Annotated in this window: 13 protein-coding genes; 11 read left to right on the forward strand and 2 right to left on the reverse strand. The window is 58.8% G+C overall.

The window, feature by feature from the left end; genetic code table 11:
* Positions 1-20 precede the first annotated feature (20 nt).
* The 4 genes from HJC00_RS18540 (at position 21) to HJC00_RS18555 (ending at position 4,054) form a co-directional block, all read left to right on the forward strand.
* Entirely contained in the window at positions 21-1,304 is a 1,284-nt protein-coding gene (locus HJC00_RS18540) for an ABC transporter substrate-binding protein (RefSeq protein ID WP_221102727.1), read from the forward strand.
* Between the two features lie 65 nt (positions 1,305-1,369).
* Positions 1,370-2,248: a carbohydrate ABC transporter permease gene (locus HJC00_RS18545; protein ID WP_221147201.1), complete on the forward strand. Its 879-nt coding sequence runs from the start codon at positions 1,370-1,372 to the stop codon at positions 2,246-2,248.
* Positions 2,245-3,072: a carbohydrate ABC transporter permease gene (locus HJC00_RS18550; protein ID WP_221164453.1), complete on the forward strand. Its 828-nt coding sequence runs from the start codon at positions 2,245-2,247 to the stop codon at positions 3,070-3,072. The genes HJC00_RS18545 and HJC00_RS18550 overlap by 4 nt, the downstream gene beginning before the upstream one ends.
* A gap of 4 nt (positions 3,073-3,076) precedes the next feature.
* Positions 3,077-4,054, forward strand: a complete 978-nt coding sequence (locus HJC00_RS18555) for an ABC transporter ATP-binding protein (protein WP_221164454.1) — start codon at positions 3,077-3,079, stop codon at positions 4,052-4,054.
* Between the two features lie 56 nt (positions 4,055-4,110).
* Here the strand turns inward: HJC00_RS18555 and HJC00_RS18560 are convergent, their stop codons facing one another.
* Both HJC00_RS18560 and HJC00_RS18565 read right to left on the reverse strand, forming a co-directional pair.
* Positions 4,111-4,461 carry a type II toxin-antitoxin system RelE/ParE family toxin gene (locus tag HJC00_RS18560; RefSeq protein WP_210633253.1) on the reverse strand — a complete coding sequence of 117 codons (351 nt, stop codon included), beginning with the start codon at positions 4,459-4,461 and terminating at the stop codon, positions 4,111-4,113.
* Between the two features lie 5 nt (positions 4,462-4,466).
* The gene (locus HJC00_RS18565) at positions 4,467-4,718 is read right to left on the reverse strand and encodes a transcriptional regulator (RefSeq protein ID WP_210633251.1); all 252 of its coding nucleotides are present in this window, start codon (positions 4,716-4,718) and stop codon (positions 4,467-4,469) included.
* Positions 4,719-4,993: 275 nt separating this feature from the next.
* Between HJC00_RS18565 and HJC00_RS18570 the strand changes: the two genes are divergently transcribed.
* Genes HJC00_RS18570 through HJC00_RS18600 form a run of 7 tightly spaced genes read left to right on the forward strand, consistent with a single transcriptional unit; the run spans position 4,994 to position 13,711 of the window.
* Positions 4,994-5,620: an SIS domain-containing protein gene (locus HJC00_RS18570; RefSeq protein WP_210633246.1), complete on the forward strand. Its 627-nt coding sequence runs from the start codon at positions 4,994-4,996 to the stop codon at positions 5,618-5,620.
* A 16-nt stretch (positions 5,621-5,636) separates the two neighbouring features.
* Positions 5,637-6,875, forward strand: a complete 1,239-nt coding sequence (locus HJC00_RS18575; RefSeq protein WP_210633244.1) for a glycosyltransferase family 2 protein — start codon at positions 5,637-5,639, stop codon at positions 6,873-6,875.
* 19 nt (positions 6,876-6,894) lie between these two features.
* On the forward strand, positions 6,895-8,865 hold the full coding sequence (locus tag HJC00_RS18580) for a hypothetical protein (RefSeq protein WP_210633243.1): 1,971 nt from the start codon (positions 6,895-6,897) through the stop codon (positions 8,863-8,865).
* The gene (locus tag HJC00_RS18585) at positions 8,862-9,821 is read left to right on the forward strand and encodes a lysylphosphatidylglycerol synthase transmembrane domain-containing protein (RefSeq protein ID WP_221164455.1); all 960 of its coding nucleotides are present in this window, start codon (positions 8,862-8,864) and stop codon (positions 9,819-9,821) included. The genes HJC00_RS18580 and HJC00_RS18585 overlap by 4 nt, the downstream gene beginning before the upstream one ends.
* A 32-nt stretch (positions 9,822-9,853) precedes the next feature.
* Positions 9,854-10,795 carry an NAD-dependent epimerase/dehydratase family protein gene (locus HJC00_RS18590; RefSeq protein ID WP_210633240.1) on the forward strand — a complete coding sequence of 314 codons (942 nt, stop codon included), beginning with the start codon at positions 9,854-9,856 and terminating at the stop codon, positions 10,793-10,795.
* Positions 10,785-12,734, forward strand: coding sequence for an HAD-IIIA family hydrolase (locus HJC00_RS18595; RefSeq protein ID WP_221155737.1), 1,950 nt, complete (start codon positions 10,785-10,787; stop codon positions 12,732-12,734). The genes HJC00_RS18590 and HJC00_RS18595 overlap by 11 nt, the downstream gene beginning before the upstream one ends.
* Positions 12,731-13,711 carry a GHMP kinase gene (locus HJC00_RS18600; protein ID WP_210633238.1) on the forward strand — a complete coding sequence of 327 codons (981 nt, stop codon included), beginning with the start codon at positions 12,731-12,733 and terminating at the stop codon, positions 13,709-13,711. The genes HJC00_RS18595 and HJC00_RS18600 overlap by 4 nt, the downstream gene beginning before the upstream one ends.
* The last annotated feature ends 6 nt before the right edge of the window (positions 13,712-13,717 follow it).

Consider the following 13,717-nt stretch of genomic DNA (forward strand, 5'->3'; position numbering starts at 1 on the left):
CCGTTCAGAGGAGGAACGTCATGACACATCGGATAAAGCTCATTCTTGCCGGCGCATCCGCGCTTCTGGCCTTGGCTGCGGCCAGCCCGTCGCATGCGGAAACCACGCTGTCTTTCCTGATCGACAACAACCCCGACACGGTCGCGGCAGCCGAAGCACTGGTTGCCGCCTACCAGGCCAAAGCGCCCGACGTGACGATCGAAATCGAGCCGCGGGCAGGCGGCGGCGAGGGTGACAACATCATCAAGACGCGCCTGGCGACGGGGGAGATGTCCGATGTGTTCCTCTATAATTCCGGATCCCTCTTACAGGCGCTGAAGCCGGCGCAGACACTTGTCGATCTGAGCGGTCTCGCCTCACAGGCGAAGGTGGTTGAAGGCTTCAAATCGGTCGTCCGTGCCGATGGCAAGCTCTACGGCGTTCCCTTCGGCACGGCGATGGCGGGTGGCATCCTCTACAACAGGAAGGTCTATCAGGACCTCGGCCTCACCGTTCCGAAGACATGGGCGGATTTCATGGCCAACAATGCCAAGGTCAAGGCTTCGGGCAAGGTCGCCGTGGCCCAGACCTATCGCGATACCTGGACCTCGCAGCTGTTCGTTCTGGCCGACTATTACAATCTGCATGCCGCCGTGCCGAACTTCGCCGGCGACTATACCGCCAACAAGGCGAAATATGCGGAGACGCCCGCCGCCACAAAAGGCTTCGAACGGCTGAAGGATGTTCACGACGCCGGCCTGATGAACGAGGATTTCGGCGCGGCAAGCTATGACGATGGCCTCAGAATGGTGGCGACGGGCGAAGCGGCGCATTATCCGATGCTGAGCTTCGCCATCGGCGCCATCAAGCAGAATTATCCCGAAAATCTTGCAGATGTCGGTTTCTTCGCGCAGCCGAGCGACGATGCGGCGACGAATGGTCTGACCGTCTGGATGCCGCCCGCCCTCTATATTCCCCTGACCAGCCAGCACACAGAGGAAGCGAAGAAATTCGTGGATTTCGCCGGAAGTGTCGAAGGCTGCAAGATCATGGTGGAAACCAACACCGTGCAGGGGCCTCCGCTGATCAACGGCTGCGATCTGCCTGCCAACGTACCGCCTGCCGTAAAGGACATGCTCCCCTATTTCGACGCCAAGGAAAAGACGACCCCCGCATTGGAATTCGTATCGCCGGTGAAGGGCCCGGCTCTCGAGCAGATCACCGTCGAAGTCGGTTCCGGCATTCGCCAGCCGGCCGAGGCAGCGAAGCTCTATGACGAGGATGTGCGCAAACAGGCCAAGCAGCTCGGCCTGCCCAACTGGTAGCGGTCACTCGGGCCAGCTAACCTCGCTCCTGACGGGGCGAGGTTTCCCCGATCGAAGAGGTAGTCATGACCGAGACACCCCCGCACTCGCGCAAATCGCCCTACCCGCTGTGGTTTTTCATTCCCGCCGCCATCATCTACGGCGTGCTGTTCCTTTTTCCGACCATATCGTCTCTCTGGTACAGCCTGACGCGCTGGGATCTCTCGACGGCCCAATTCATCGGGCTCGAAAATTTCCAGCAGTTCTTTTCCGAGCCGTTCTTGGTCAAGGGGCTGGTCAACACCCTGCTCTATGCCGTGACGACATCTGGCCTGAAAACGGTCTGCGGCCTGCTGCTCGCCGTGCTGCTCACCAGCAATATCTTCGCCCGCGGCTTCCTGCGCACGCTGGTCTTCTTTCCCGTGTTGGTCTCGACCATCGGCATCGGCATCACCTTCACGGTGATGATGCATCCGACCAAGGGCATCATCAATGTTACACTCGAGACGCTCGGCATTCCTGGGCCGGGATGGCTGACCAATCCGGCGCTCGCGCTTTTTTCGGTGGCCCTCGTCGACGTCTGGAAGGGCGTCGGCCTCGCCACCCTGATTTTCATCGCTGGTCTTGCTGCGATCAGCCCCGATTATTACGAGGCGGCGAGGATCGATGGCGCCACGCGGCTCCAGCAATTCTTTCGGATCACCCTACCGCTCGTGCGTCCCGCCACCGTCATCGTGGTGACCTTGTCGCTGATCGGCGGGCTTCGTTCCTTCGATCTCATATGGGCCATGACCCGCGGCGGACCCGGTTTCTCCTCCGATGTGATCGCCTCGGTTATCTACAAGCAGTACCAGGCTGGTTTCTATGGACTGTCGACGGCTGGAAACGTCATCCTGTTCGCGCTGATCGCCGTGATCATCCTGCCCTTCACCCTATGGTTCAACCGGCGCGAGGTCGAGGAATGAGAAGCGTCCGCCCCTATCTGACGGGTGCGATAGCCCTTGCCGTCGCGGCCGTCATCTTCGTTATGCCTTTCGTTTTCGTCGCCCTGCAGGCGGTCAAATCCAAACCCGAGGCCTCCCGGCTCGATTTCGAACTTCCTGAGCATTGGCTGTTCCGGGACAATCTCGTCGCCGTCTTCAAGGCGCGCGACTATCAGCTCGTGCTCGCCTATTTCAATTCGACGCTGATCACGGTCGTTTCCGTCACGATCCTGATCCTGCTGTCGGCGATGGTCGGATATGTGATGCAGCGCCGCAAGACGGCGTGGAACCGCGTGGCTTTCGCTGCGCTGTTCATGGGCCTGATGATGCCGCCGGCCGTTGTTCCCACCATCGGCCTTCTGCAGGACATCGGCCTCTTCAAGACCATGACGGGAATGATCCTGATCCAGGTTGCCTATAATCTCTCCTTTTCGGTCCTGCTCTATCGGTCGTTCATTTCGACCATCCCGCGCGATCTCGACGAGGCGGCGCTGATCGACGGCGCCAAGCCTCGGCAGATCTTCTTCAGGGTGGTCCTGCCGCTGCTGAAGCCGGTGACCGTGACCAATATCGTCGTCCAGTCGATCGCGATCTTCAACGATTTCACCAATCCGCTCTATTACCTGCCGGGCAAGGAGAACGTGACGGTGCAGCTGACGCTCTATAATTTCCAGAGCATGTATTCGAGCCAGTATAATCTGCTCTTCATGAACATCCTCCTCGTGACGATCCCGCCGCTGATCGTCTTCATCTTCTTCAACCGCCAGATCGTCGCAGGCATGACGGCAGGCGGGGTCAAGGGATAGCAGAATGGCTGAGCTCACTCTCAAACAGGTTCGCAAGAGCTTTGGCGCCCTTGAGGTCATCAAGGGCGTCGATCTGGAGGTTGCCTCCGGCGAGTTCGTCGTTTTCGTCGGCCCGTCGGGATGCGGGAAGTCGACGCTGCTGCGCATCATCGCCGGCCTGGAAGAGACGACCTCGGGCAGGCTGACCATCGGCGGCAAGGACGTGACCTATGCGGAACCTTCCGAGCGAGGCATCGCCATGGTGTTCCAGAGCTATGCGCTCTACCCGCATATGACGGTTGCCGAGAATATCGGCTTCGGACTTTCGCTCGCCCGCCGCCCTAAGGCTGAAATCGCCGAGAAGGTTGCGGCGGCGGCCGAAACGCTGCAGCTCACCCATCTCTTGCAGAGAAAGCCGAAAGCGCTTTCCGGCGGCCAGAGGCAGCGTGTCGCCATCGGCCGGGCCATCGTGCGCGATCCCAAGGTTTTCCTCTTCGACGAGCCGCTCTCCAATCTCGATGCTTCCCTGCGGGCACAGATGCGCCTGGAGATCTCGGCACTCCACGCCCGTCTGAAGTCGACGATGATCTATGTCACCCATGACCAGGTCGAGGCCATGACGATGGCCGACAAGATCGTCGTCCTCAACGGTGGCGCGGTCGAGCAGATCGGCAGCCCAATGGAGCTCTACCGCAATCCCGCGACACCCTTCGTCGCCGGCTTCATCGGCAGCCCGAAAATGAACCTCTATGGCGGCGAGACGGCACGGCGAATGAATTGCGCGACCTACGGCATCCGCCCGGAACATGTCAGGCTTTCGGAAGGCACCGGCCAGTGGCAAGGCAGAATCCGCCATGTGGAACGGCTCGGCGCCGACGCGATCCTTTATCTCGACGTCCCCGAACTCGGTGAAATGATCGTGCGCGCCGAAGGCGAAACGCCTTTCGGGCCTGGCATGACGGTCTGGGCAAACCCGCTGGAGGGAGCGGAACACCGGTTCTGAGTCCGGGTTAAAGCGCACATCGAGGATCAATCCTACCGACCGAAGATTCCGCGCCCTCACGGCAGTTTGTTTGAGAGAGCCGCCAGATCCTCTTTGAGCCGGACCGGCAGATTCATCCGTTCGTGAAGAATGCTCATGACACCAAGATCGCCGTTCTTAAGCTCGCGAAAGAACACGTAATGTTGTTCATAACGACCGAAATAGGCCAACCGCTTGATGTCTGTCGGAACTGCCAGACGTTGCGGAAGCTGTCGCCAGATCGACCGATCCTCGCACAAACGCTGCAAATAGGCGTGCAGCCCGAAAATGTAGGCATCCGCCTGCTTCTCTCCCCACGCCTCAATCGTGTCGCGCCAAATCTTGTCCTGCGCGTCGTCAGGGCGCGGATAAAATCGATAGGCTGCCATCAGGCTTATTGACGCTTGTTGCGGCGGATGACGTCTTCGGCCGAAACCGCGATGAATTCGCTGTCTTCAGCCCGCATCGCCGGCGCAAGCTCTCTTTGCAGCATGTCCCAGGCCTCATTACGGGACTGCAAGTCGCGGCGAATGAGCGCACGAATATACTCGCTGGCGTTTTCATAAAGGCCATCATCGCCGATCTGCTGCTGGATATGATCCTGCAACTGCCCACTGACCTTCACATGAATGCTACCCGATGCCATCGGCATACCCTTCGTTTTGTCTATGATGGGTAGCGTGGCACATATTGTCAATATTCATCACGCACGCCTTCGTAGCTTTAATAACTGGTCGGGTTCAGCAGCGCTAAGGTCGAGCAGTAACCCTCACGTCGGGGCCGGATGCTTGACGGAAGACCGTTAGTTGCAAGCCCGTGACACTCGTTAACAACCATCCGGAGGGATGCCGGGCAACTTGCCTTTGTATCATTTAGTCTTTAAGGACGCCCCAATTTCGAAGGCGTAGAGGCTGAACCAGCATGTCACACAACCAGACCATACCCTCGGACCTCGCCGTGACGGCCGGCGATCTCGATCGCTATTTTACATTTCTCCGCCATGTTCTCGTGAATGCAGCCGCGTCGCGGCGGGGTGACGAAAGCCTCGATTATGCAACTGCGATGAGTGAGGCCATGCGGCTGGCCCGTGCTACCCATGATGCCGGCCGGAAGATCATCTTCATCGGTAACGGCGGCAGCGCCGCGATTGCCAGCCATATGGCGACGGACTATTCCAAAAATGGCGGACTCCGCGCCATGGCAATGAACGATGGCGCGACGCTGACATGCCTCTCGAACGACCTCGGCTATGAGAACGTATTCGCAAAGCAGATCGAAATGCATGCGAATGAAGGGGATCTGCTGGTCGCGATCAGCAGTTCAGGCAGATCGGAAAGCATCACCAAGGCCGTCCGCACCGCCCGCGAAAAAGGCGGCGCCGTTATCACCCTGAGCGGCTTCGCTCCAGGCAACCCGTTGCGTGCGCTCGGCGATTTGAACTTCTACGTCGCCTCCGATCAATATGGCTATGTGGAGATTGCCCATCTGGCGATCTGCCACGCCATATTGGATTTTTCCTGCGGCCTCGTCCCGCCCAGCCTTTCCTAAGAGCCTTATCACGCCCATGAATTTCCCCCACATCCACGATCCGGAACTGTCGCTCCTTACGCCGGACGACGACGTCACCGACCCGGAAGTCACCATTCTCGTCCCCTCGCTCAACGAGGAATTGACGATCGGAACCTTCGTCGACTGGTGCCGTCAAGGCATCGCGGCAAGTGGTGCGGCGGTCGAAATCCTGATCGTCGACAGTTCGACCGATCGCACGCCGGAAATCGCACGTGAGCGGGGCGCGCGCGTGTTGCGGACGCCGAAGCGCGGCTTGGGCAGAGCTTACATCGATGCCATTCCCTTCGTCCGCGGCAAGTTCATCATCATGGGCGATGCGGACTGCACCTATGATTTTCGCCAGATAGCGCCCTTCATCGAGGCATTCCGGAAGGGATCCGAATTTGTCATGGGCTCGCGGTTCAAAGGCTCGATCGAGGACAATGCGATGCCGCTGCTGCATCGCTATTTCGGAACGCCGCTGACGACGTGGATTCTCAATCGGATGTTCGGCAGCCGCTTTTCCGACATCCATTGCGGCATGCGGGGCATCAGTGTCGATGCGCTGCTTCGTATGGATCTCCGCTCGCAAGGGTGGGAATACGCCTCGGAAATGGTGCTGAAATCAGTCCATATGGAGCTTGCGACGACCGAGGTGCCGATTCACTTCCTGAAGGATCCGGAAGGACGGCTGAGTCACATGAAGCGCCGAGGCTGGATGGAGCCCTGGCGCGCCGGCTGGCGCAATCTGCAAGCGATGTTTGTCTACGGGTTCGATTTCTTTTTGATCTGGCCGGGCTTCCTGCTGCTGGCCCTCGGCTTGATCACCATGTTGCCGCTGCTCGCGGGACCTATGTCGATAGCAGGCGTGCGGTTCTCCTCGAATGCCATGCTGTTTGCGATGGCTCTGGCCGTCCTTGGTCAATCAATGCTGATTTCGGCAGCGATCGGTCGGGTGATCTTTGACTATTCGGGACATGTGCAGCCTCGCCTCGAGCGGCGCCTTCCCTACAATGCAACGGTATGGGGATCGGTTATCGCCGTTCTGGCAGGCGTCTTGCTGGCGGTTCCGCTCTTCGATTCCTATGTCGGGAACGGCTACGTGCTGCCCGAGATCGGCATCGAGACCAACTGGGCCGTCTTCGGGCTGTGGCTTATCATCACGGCGTTCCAGATCTTTATATCAGGGCTCATGATACGAGCGCTCGGGGTCATGCTGCCCGTCAAGAAGCCTGCGCCGCCTCTCGCGGGATAAGAGCCACGAAAGGGCGATCATGATCCTAGGCTGGTGCACGGTTCTTTCCATAATATTATGGGGCCTCGTGATCGACAGAGGCATTGTTGCCCGGCTCAACCGACGTTGCGATCAGCCCTTTCGAGACGGCATCGATTTTCTGTTCAGCGGTATTCTGCCGGCTCTGGCGATCGCCGGCGGCGCGGCCACCATTCTTGGCGCGTTTCATGGATTGAGATGGGAAATCGTTCTTCCCATAGTGGCAGTCTCGATGATCTGGCGGCGGCGCGATCTCGTCGCTGTTCTTTGCGATCTGGCTTTGCTGTTTCGTAGAATCGCAACTGAATCGAAAAACGGAAATCCAATTCCGGCGCTTGCGGCCTTCACATGCATCATACTCTGCTATGTGTGGAGCGTGCTGTCCCTCTTCCCGTCAGCCGTTGCCGACGTGTGGGTTTTCCATATCCCGCTCGCCAACAGTATCATCGATCATGCCGGCTTTGTGTCGCCGCAGATCGATCATCCCTTCTACGGCAATATTCCCCTCTTCTTCAATCTGCTGTTTGCGCTCGTCATGATGGTCAGCGGTCACTGGACCGGCGCGGCCGCCATGAACATCGCAATTTTCTTCGGATTTCTGTTCCTGCTTTCAAGTTGCGCCAATCGTTGGCGAGCATGCGGTTTTTTCCTGGTGGCAGCGCTGATCCTCAGCATCCCCTTCTTCAGGGGGAGTATCGGCGAACCGATGACGGACTTGGCCCGGTCGTGTTTCTCCGTCGCAGCCGTGCTTTTCCTGTGGCGTTATCTGGAGACCCGGCGGCCGGCGGAGCTCTTTCATTGTGCGCTCGTATTGGGAGGCGCAGTCGGAGGAAAATATACGGAACTGCAAATGGTCGGCCTCGTAGGGCTGGTATTGATACCGATGCTTCTCAAGGGAAGGATATCCCTGCCGCTCCTTCTGTCATGCCTTTGCGCATTCCTCGCGGTCGCCGGCTACTGGTATGCGAAAAACCTGATCGCCCTCGGCAATCCGATCTATCCCTTCATGTTCGGCCATCAGGGCCTCAGCGATGCCTGGATGGCGGATTACATGCTCGAATTGGGCAGGGCCTTCGATCCCGCCAACCGGCACTTTGTTACGAACCTCGCTACTTTGCAGGGTTGGCACGACTTCCTCTATATCCTTTACGACTGGTTTCTCGAAAATAAGCCAAATGCTTTCGTCGCTCTCGCTTTGATTCTGGCCGGTCTGGCAGTGGCTTTCCGGCGCATCGCCTTTCTCGCAGCGATGGTCCTTGCCATGTTCGTGATATGGTACACCGTTATGTTCAATCACATACGGTGGGCGACGCCAGCCTATCTGCTTTTCTTTTCGACCGGGTTTATCGGCGCCTCCCTGGTTCGGGAAAGATTGGATGCATGGCTCGACCGACGGGTCATGCCGCAGATGGCTCCACTGACAAAAATGGCCTCTTCGCCAGCAGGCATGGTCGCCAGCCCGATGATAATAGTCTTGCTGGCCGGCGGGCTCTGGATTGCCCACTGGCACCGAATGGGCGGTAGCGACATCGACCCCGTCAAGGCGAAAGACTTCGATGTGGTGCTCGGGATGATAAGCGTCGATAAATACTTGGAGAGCCATCGCGAAGCTTATTTCATGTACCGCTATATCGCAGATCACGACCTGCGAACCGTCTTTCAACCTTTCGATACGGCCAATATGTTATTGTCCACGGCTTATAACGACGGTCGTGACGGCGGCTGGCAATTGCCGCGCTACGTGCTGCCAGCGCCGGGTTCGGATATCGATGCTTTCATCAAAGACAATAAGATAGCTTACTTCATCGTTCCACCCGATGCCGATAGCGCGTTTCTCGCCGAACGCATCGGAGAAAACAAGATCGTGATGGCCAACAGCATCATAGCCCATATGATGCCTCGCTCCTCGCTGATATTGACGGATCGGTTCGGCTGGAAGCTCTATCGCTTTGAAGCGGATCGGGCATCGTGACTATACCATCCCTCCGCGCATTGCTTCGCATCGCCATCCCGATTCTGAAAGTGGCCGTCGCGCTTGGCCTCGTCATATGGATCGCGCGTAAGGTCGATTTCGCAGAAGGGTGGGCTGCGATCCGGACCCTGTCGGTAACGATCATCTGGGCCAGCGTCTTCCTGCTTCTCTTGCAGGCCGTGCTTTCGGCATGGCGATGGTGCCTCCTGTCGGAAATGATAGGGCAAAGACTGAAACTGACCGGCGCCACGAAGCTCTTCATGCAGAGCCTCTTTTATAATCAAGCTCTTCCAAGTCCCATTCCAGGCGATGCCGCCCGCATATTCGGCGCCATCAAATATGGCCTGACGATAACGGAAGCGACACTGGGTGTGGTAATCGACCGTATCCTCACGCTTTTCGGGCTGGCGGTGGTTGCGCTGATCGGACTGATCATCATGCGCGGCTTTTACGGGCACGACTTCCCAATCCCCTATTTGGTCGAACTCACGGCCCTTGGCGTGGCGGGAACGATCGCATCGGCCCTGGTCTTCAGCTGGCGCCGGCATTTCTTCGTGCGGTTTCTTCCGGCAAAGCTGCACGCGCTGACCGAGGCGCTAGCAGCGTTTCTCGCCCACCGAAGAATGCTCGGGGTATTCCTGTTGACCCTCGTCATTCACGGATTGAGTGTCGTCTCGCTTGAAATCCTCGTTCTCGGTCTCGGTCTTCCGCTCGATTGGGGTCAGGCCGCAGCCGCTTTCCCGCCAGTCCTGTTGATCGCCATGGTTCCGATTTCCGTCGGAGGATGGGGGCTGCGCGAAGGCGGCATGATCGTTTCCCTTGCAGTGTTCGGCATCGGCACGACAGATGCCGCGACGCTGTCGGTGGTTTTCGGCCTGTTGCAGCTTGTGGTCGGCTTGGCCGGTGGTGTATTCGTCCTATCGCGTCCTCATTCGGGAAAGATCAAAGCGCTCTGAAGAGCCTTAACAGATCATATGGAGCTGCCGACATGCATGCCTTGGTAACAGGAGGGGCCGGTTTTATCGGCAGCCATCTCTGCGATCGTCTGTTGGATTCGGGTTATCGGGTAACCGCAATCGACAATCTTCATCTTGGCCGCATGCGCAACATCGATCATCTGCTGCAGCGATCGGATTTCCGCTTCCATGAGCTGGATATGCTCGATCGGGAAGGCATGGATCGGCTCATTGGCGCGGATCGTCCCGACGCCGTTTTCCATCTCGCCGCCAACTCCGATATTGCCGCCGGCAATGCCAATGTCGAACTCGACCTCCAGCTGAACCAACTGACGACGACGACGCTGCTCGCCATCATGCGCAAGCATGAGATCGGCAAGCTTTTTTTCGCCAGCACCTCCGCCGTATTCGGTGAAGCCGAAGGCAACATTCACGAAAATCATGGCCCGCTGCGGCCGATTTCGCTCTATGGCGCCAGCAAGCTTGCCGCCGAAGCCTATTTGTCCGTCTACGCGCTGTCATTCGGCATCAAGACGCTCGTGCTGCGCTTTCCCAATGTCGTCGGGGAACGCTCCACCCACGGAGCCATCTATGACTTCATCAACAGACTGAAGGCTGATCCTGCGCGGCTCCAGGTGCTCGGCAACGGCATGCAGACAAAACCCTATCTCTATGTCGGCGACCTGGTGGATGCCATTCTGCTTGCCTGGGAAAAGGCGCCCGGTGCCTATGAGGTATTTCATGCCAGCGGCATCGGTGAAACGTCTGTCCGGGATATCGCCGAGATCGTAGTCTCCAAGGTCGCATCCGGAGCCGCTATCGAATACGGCAGCGAAGACCGTGGTTGGCTGGGCGACGTGCCGCGCTTCAGCTACGACATAAGCCGACTTGTCGCGCTCGGCTGGACGCCGAAGCGGAAGTCCACCGAGGCTGTTGAACTCGCCGTCGAGCGGATCCTGGCGAATGGGTTCTGAGAACGCTATCTGCGAGGCTATCATTATCGCCGGAGGCCTCGGAACGCGCGCGCGCAGCATGACGGGCGATGTCATTCCGAAGGCTCTTCTGCCGCTTGCCGGCGTGCCGATCATTGTCAGGCAGATTCGCGTGCTCGCCCGCGAAGGCGTTCAGCATGTGCGTGTGCTTGGCGGCCACCTGGGCAGCCAGCTCGAGCCTGCCCTTGGACCGGAAGCCGAAAAGCTTGGCATTGCGATCGACGTCTTCGTTGAGAAGTCTCCGCTCGGTACGGCCGGTTGCTTGACGACTTTGGACACGATCGCCGATGACGTCCTTATCGTCTACGGTGACATGCTTTTCGATATCGATCTGTCGGCCCTTGCGCGTCATCGGCGGCAATTTCCCGCCGCGCTGACGATAATCGCCCATCCCAACGATCATCCTCGCACATCCGATATCGTCGTTCAGAAGAACGGCTATCTCCAGCGCCTGTTGCCCCGCAAGGCGCCACGTGACGCCGATTGGCGCAATCTGGTGCCGGCCGGTTTGTACGTGGCTTGCGGCCAGTTCTTCGACACTCTCCAGTCGGGGCAGCCGGCCGATATGATCCATGATGTGATCCCCGGCCTCCTCGAGCGATCCATACCGGTCGCAATTTATGATACGCCCGAATATATAAAGGATACCGGCTCTCCGAGCCGACATGCCGCCGCGGCTGAGGATATTCGCCATGATCGGGTTCATGCCGTCCATCTCTCGGTTCGAAGACCCGCTGTGTTTTTCGATTGCGACGGCGTGCTAAACGAAGATGTCGGCGGCCACGGAGTCATACGTCCAGACCAGGTGAAGCTGGTGAGCGGAGCCGGCGAAGCGGTGCGGCTCGCGCGCGAGGCCGGCTTCCTTGCGGTTGCCGTGACCAACCGGCCGCAGGTCGCCAAAGGCTTGCTGGACGAGACCGGCCTGGATCATGTTCTTGGTCGCCTGGAGGCCGAGCTTGCCGAAGACGGCGGCGTCCTGGACCGAATCTATTTTTGTCCGCACCATCCGGACAAGGGATTCCCTGACGAGGTCCCCGAACTCAAGATCGAATGCGCTTGCCGCAAACCGGGCGATCTGATGATCCGCCGGGCCATGTCGGAACTGCCGATCGAAAAATCGAAATCCGTCATTATCGGCGACAGCCTGCGCGACATAGGTGCGGGCCGCAAGGCGGGCATCTGGGCCTATGGTGTGCGGACCGGTTATGGACTGCGGGATGTGAAGAGCTATCCTGCCGCCGAAACCGAAATCCCGCGAGCCGACCTTGTCTTCGATACGGTCCATGACGCCGTTCGCTTTCAGTGCGGCTACCAGCATATCGGGAAAGCTCCAGCCAGAGCGATTGAGGAACGGCTTTCAGGTATGGCAGGGCCTCTGCTCGTCAGCATATGCGGTCGTTCCCGCTCCGGGAAAAGTACGTTTGCGCATGCCGTTCAACGCATCCTCTCGGAAGCAGGGCGCAGGGTGCTGAGGCTGGAACTCGACCGCTGGATATTGCCGCTCGAACATCGCAGCCCGGATATGAGCGCGGAAGAGCGCAGCAGGGTAGAGCTCTATCCCGAAATCGTCAGCGTGCTGCGCCGAGCGGGACGGGTCGAAGCACCCGGCTACGACGCGGCCAGCCGTGCCCAGCTGAGGGGTACTGCCATCTATGATGCGCGAGATGCCGAGGTCATCCTGCTGGACGGCATCTTTGCCGGCCATGCGTCGATCCGCGAAGAGGTCGATATAGCCGTCTTCGTCGAAGCGTCGCAGCAGACTCTGCTGAACCGCTTTCACACATTCTATGCCTGGAAAGGCCTCACGCCGCTTGCCGCCGAAGGGCTCTGGCAGTCGCGAATTCAAGAAGAGTGGCCGAGGATCGATCTGCAGCGCACATCGGCCGATATCGTCATCAATCTCGAGGAGACAACCCTTTGATCGTTTCATCCGCACCTTTTCGGGTCAGCTTCGCCGGCGGCGGCTCGGACATCGCGTCCTATTACCGTCGGCAAGCCGGAGCGGTCTTGTCCTGCGCGATAGCCAAGTACAGCTTCGTCATCGTGCATAACTATTTCAACGAAAACAAATACCATTTGAAATACACGCGCACCGAACTGGCTGACACCCTTGAAGAGGTCGCGCATCCGCTGCTGCGCGAAGCCCTGCGTATGCATCAGGTCGAGCCGGGCATCGAAGTCGCTTCCGTCGCCGACATTCCCTCCGGGACTGGGCTGGGGTCATCAAGCTCCTTTTCCGTGGCGCTGATCAACGCGCTTTATGCCCACAGGTCGCGTTTTGCTTCCAAGGATCAGTTGGCGGAAGAAGCCTGCAGACTCGAAATCGACATCCTGAAGGAGCCGATCGGCAAACAGGACCAGTACGCAGCCGCCCATGGCGGCTTGAATTTCATCGAATTCAATTCCAACGGCAGCGTCAACGTGCAGCCCGTCGTGCTCAGCGCCAACAAGATGGCGGAGCTCGAGAGCAATATCCTCCTGTTTTTCACCGGAAGCCAGCGCGACACGCGCTCTGTGCTGTCGACGCAGGTGCAGGCCATGGAGACGAACGAAGAAAAGTTCCGGACGGTCGAGAGCATGGTGCAGCTGGCTTACGAAATGCGCGACATCCTGATGGCTGGCGACCTCGGCGCCTTTGGCGAAGCGCTGCATCGCGGATGGATGATGAAGCGATCGCTGACGTCACAGATCACCAATAGCGCCATTGACGAGTTTTACGAGGCGGCACGCGCTGCCGGCGCGATCGGCGGCAAGCTCGCAGGCGCCGGCGGAGGCGGCTTCCTCGTTCTCTATTGCCCCAGAGATCGCCAGGCAAAAGTCCGGCAAGCGCTGTCGCAGCTCAAGGAAATCGAGTTTCGTTTTGACTGGAGCGGCGCGCGTATCGCCTTCGCACAATAGAGGACG

Source organism: Rhizobium sp. NLR22b (assembly GCF_019685295.1).
Lineage (GTDB): Bacteria > Pseudomonadota > Alphaproteobacteria > Rhizobiales > Rhizobiaceae > Rhizobium.

Excerpts from the sequence above, each read along its gene's own strand:
- HJC00_RS18540 (WP_221102727.1), top strand. The coding sequence starts at position 21 with ATGACACATCGGATAAAGCTCATTCTTGCCGGCGCATCCGCGCTTCTG.
- HJC00_RS18545 (WP_221147201.1), top strand. The coding sequence starts at position 1,370 with ATGACCGAGACACCCCCGCACTCGCGCAAATCGCCCTACCCGCTGTGG.
- HJC00_RS18550 (WP_221164453.1), top strand. The coding sequence starts at position 2,245 with ATGAGAAGCGTCCGCCCCTATCTGACGGGTGCGATAGCCCTTGCCGTC.
- HJC00_RS18555 (WP_221164454.1), top strand. The coding sequence starts at position 3,077 with ATGGCTGAGCTCACTCTCAAACAGGTTCGCAAGAGCTTTGGCGCCCTT.
- HJC00_RS18560 (WP_210633253.1), bottom strand. The coding sequence starts at position 4,461 with ATGGCAGCCTATCGATTTTATCCGCGCCCTGACGACGCGCAGGACAAG.
- HJC00_RS18565 (WP_210633251.1), bottom strand. The coding sequence starts at position 4,718 with ATGGCATCGGGTAGCATTCATGTGAAGGTCAGTGGGCAGTTGCAGGAT.
- HJC00_RS18570 (WP_210633246.1), top strand. The coding sequence starts at position 4,994 with ATGTCACACAACCAGACCATACCCTCGGACCTCGCCGTGACGGCCGGC.
- HJC00_RS18575 (WP_210633244.1), top strand. The coding sequence starts at position 5,637 with ATGAATTTCCCCCACATCCACGATCCGGAACTGTCGCTCCTTACGCCG.
- HJC00_RS18580 (WP_210633243.1), top strand. The coding sequence starts at position 6,895 with ATGATCCTAGGCTGGTGCACGGTTCTTTCCATAATATTATGGGGCCTC.
- HJC00_RS18590 (WP_210633240.1), top strand. The coding sequence starts at position 9,854 with ATGCATGCCTTGGTAACAGGAGGGGCCGGTTTTATCGGCAGCCATCTC.
- HJC00_RS18595 (WP_221155737.1), top strand. The coding sequence starts at position 10,785 with ATGGGTTCTGAGAACGCTATCTGCGAGGCTATCATTATCGCCGGAGGC.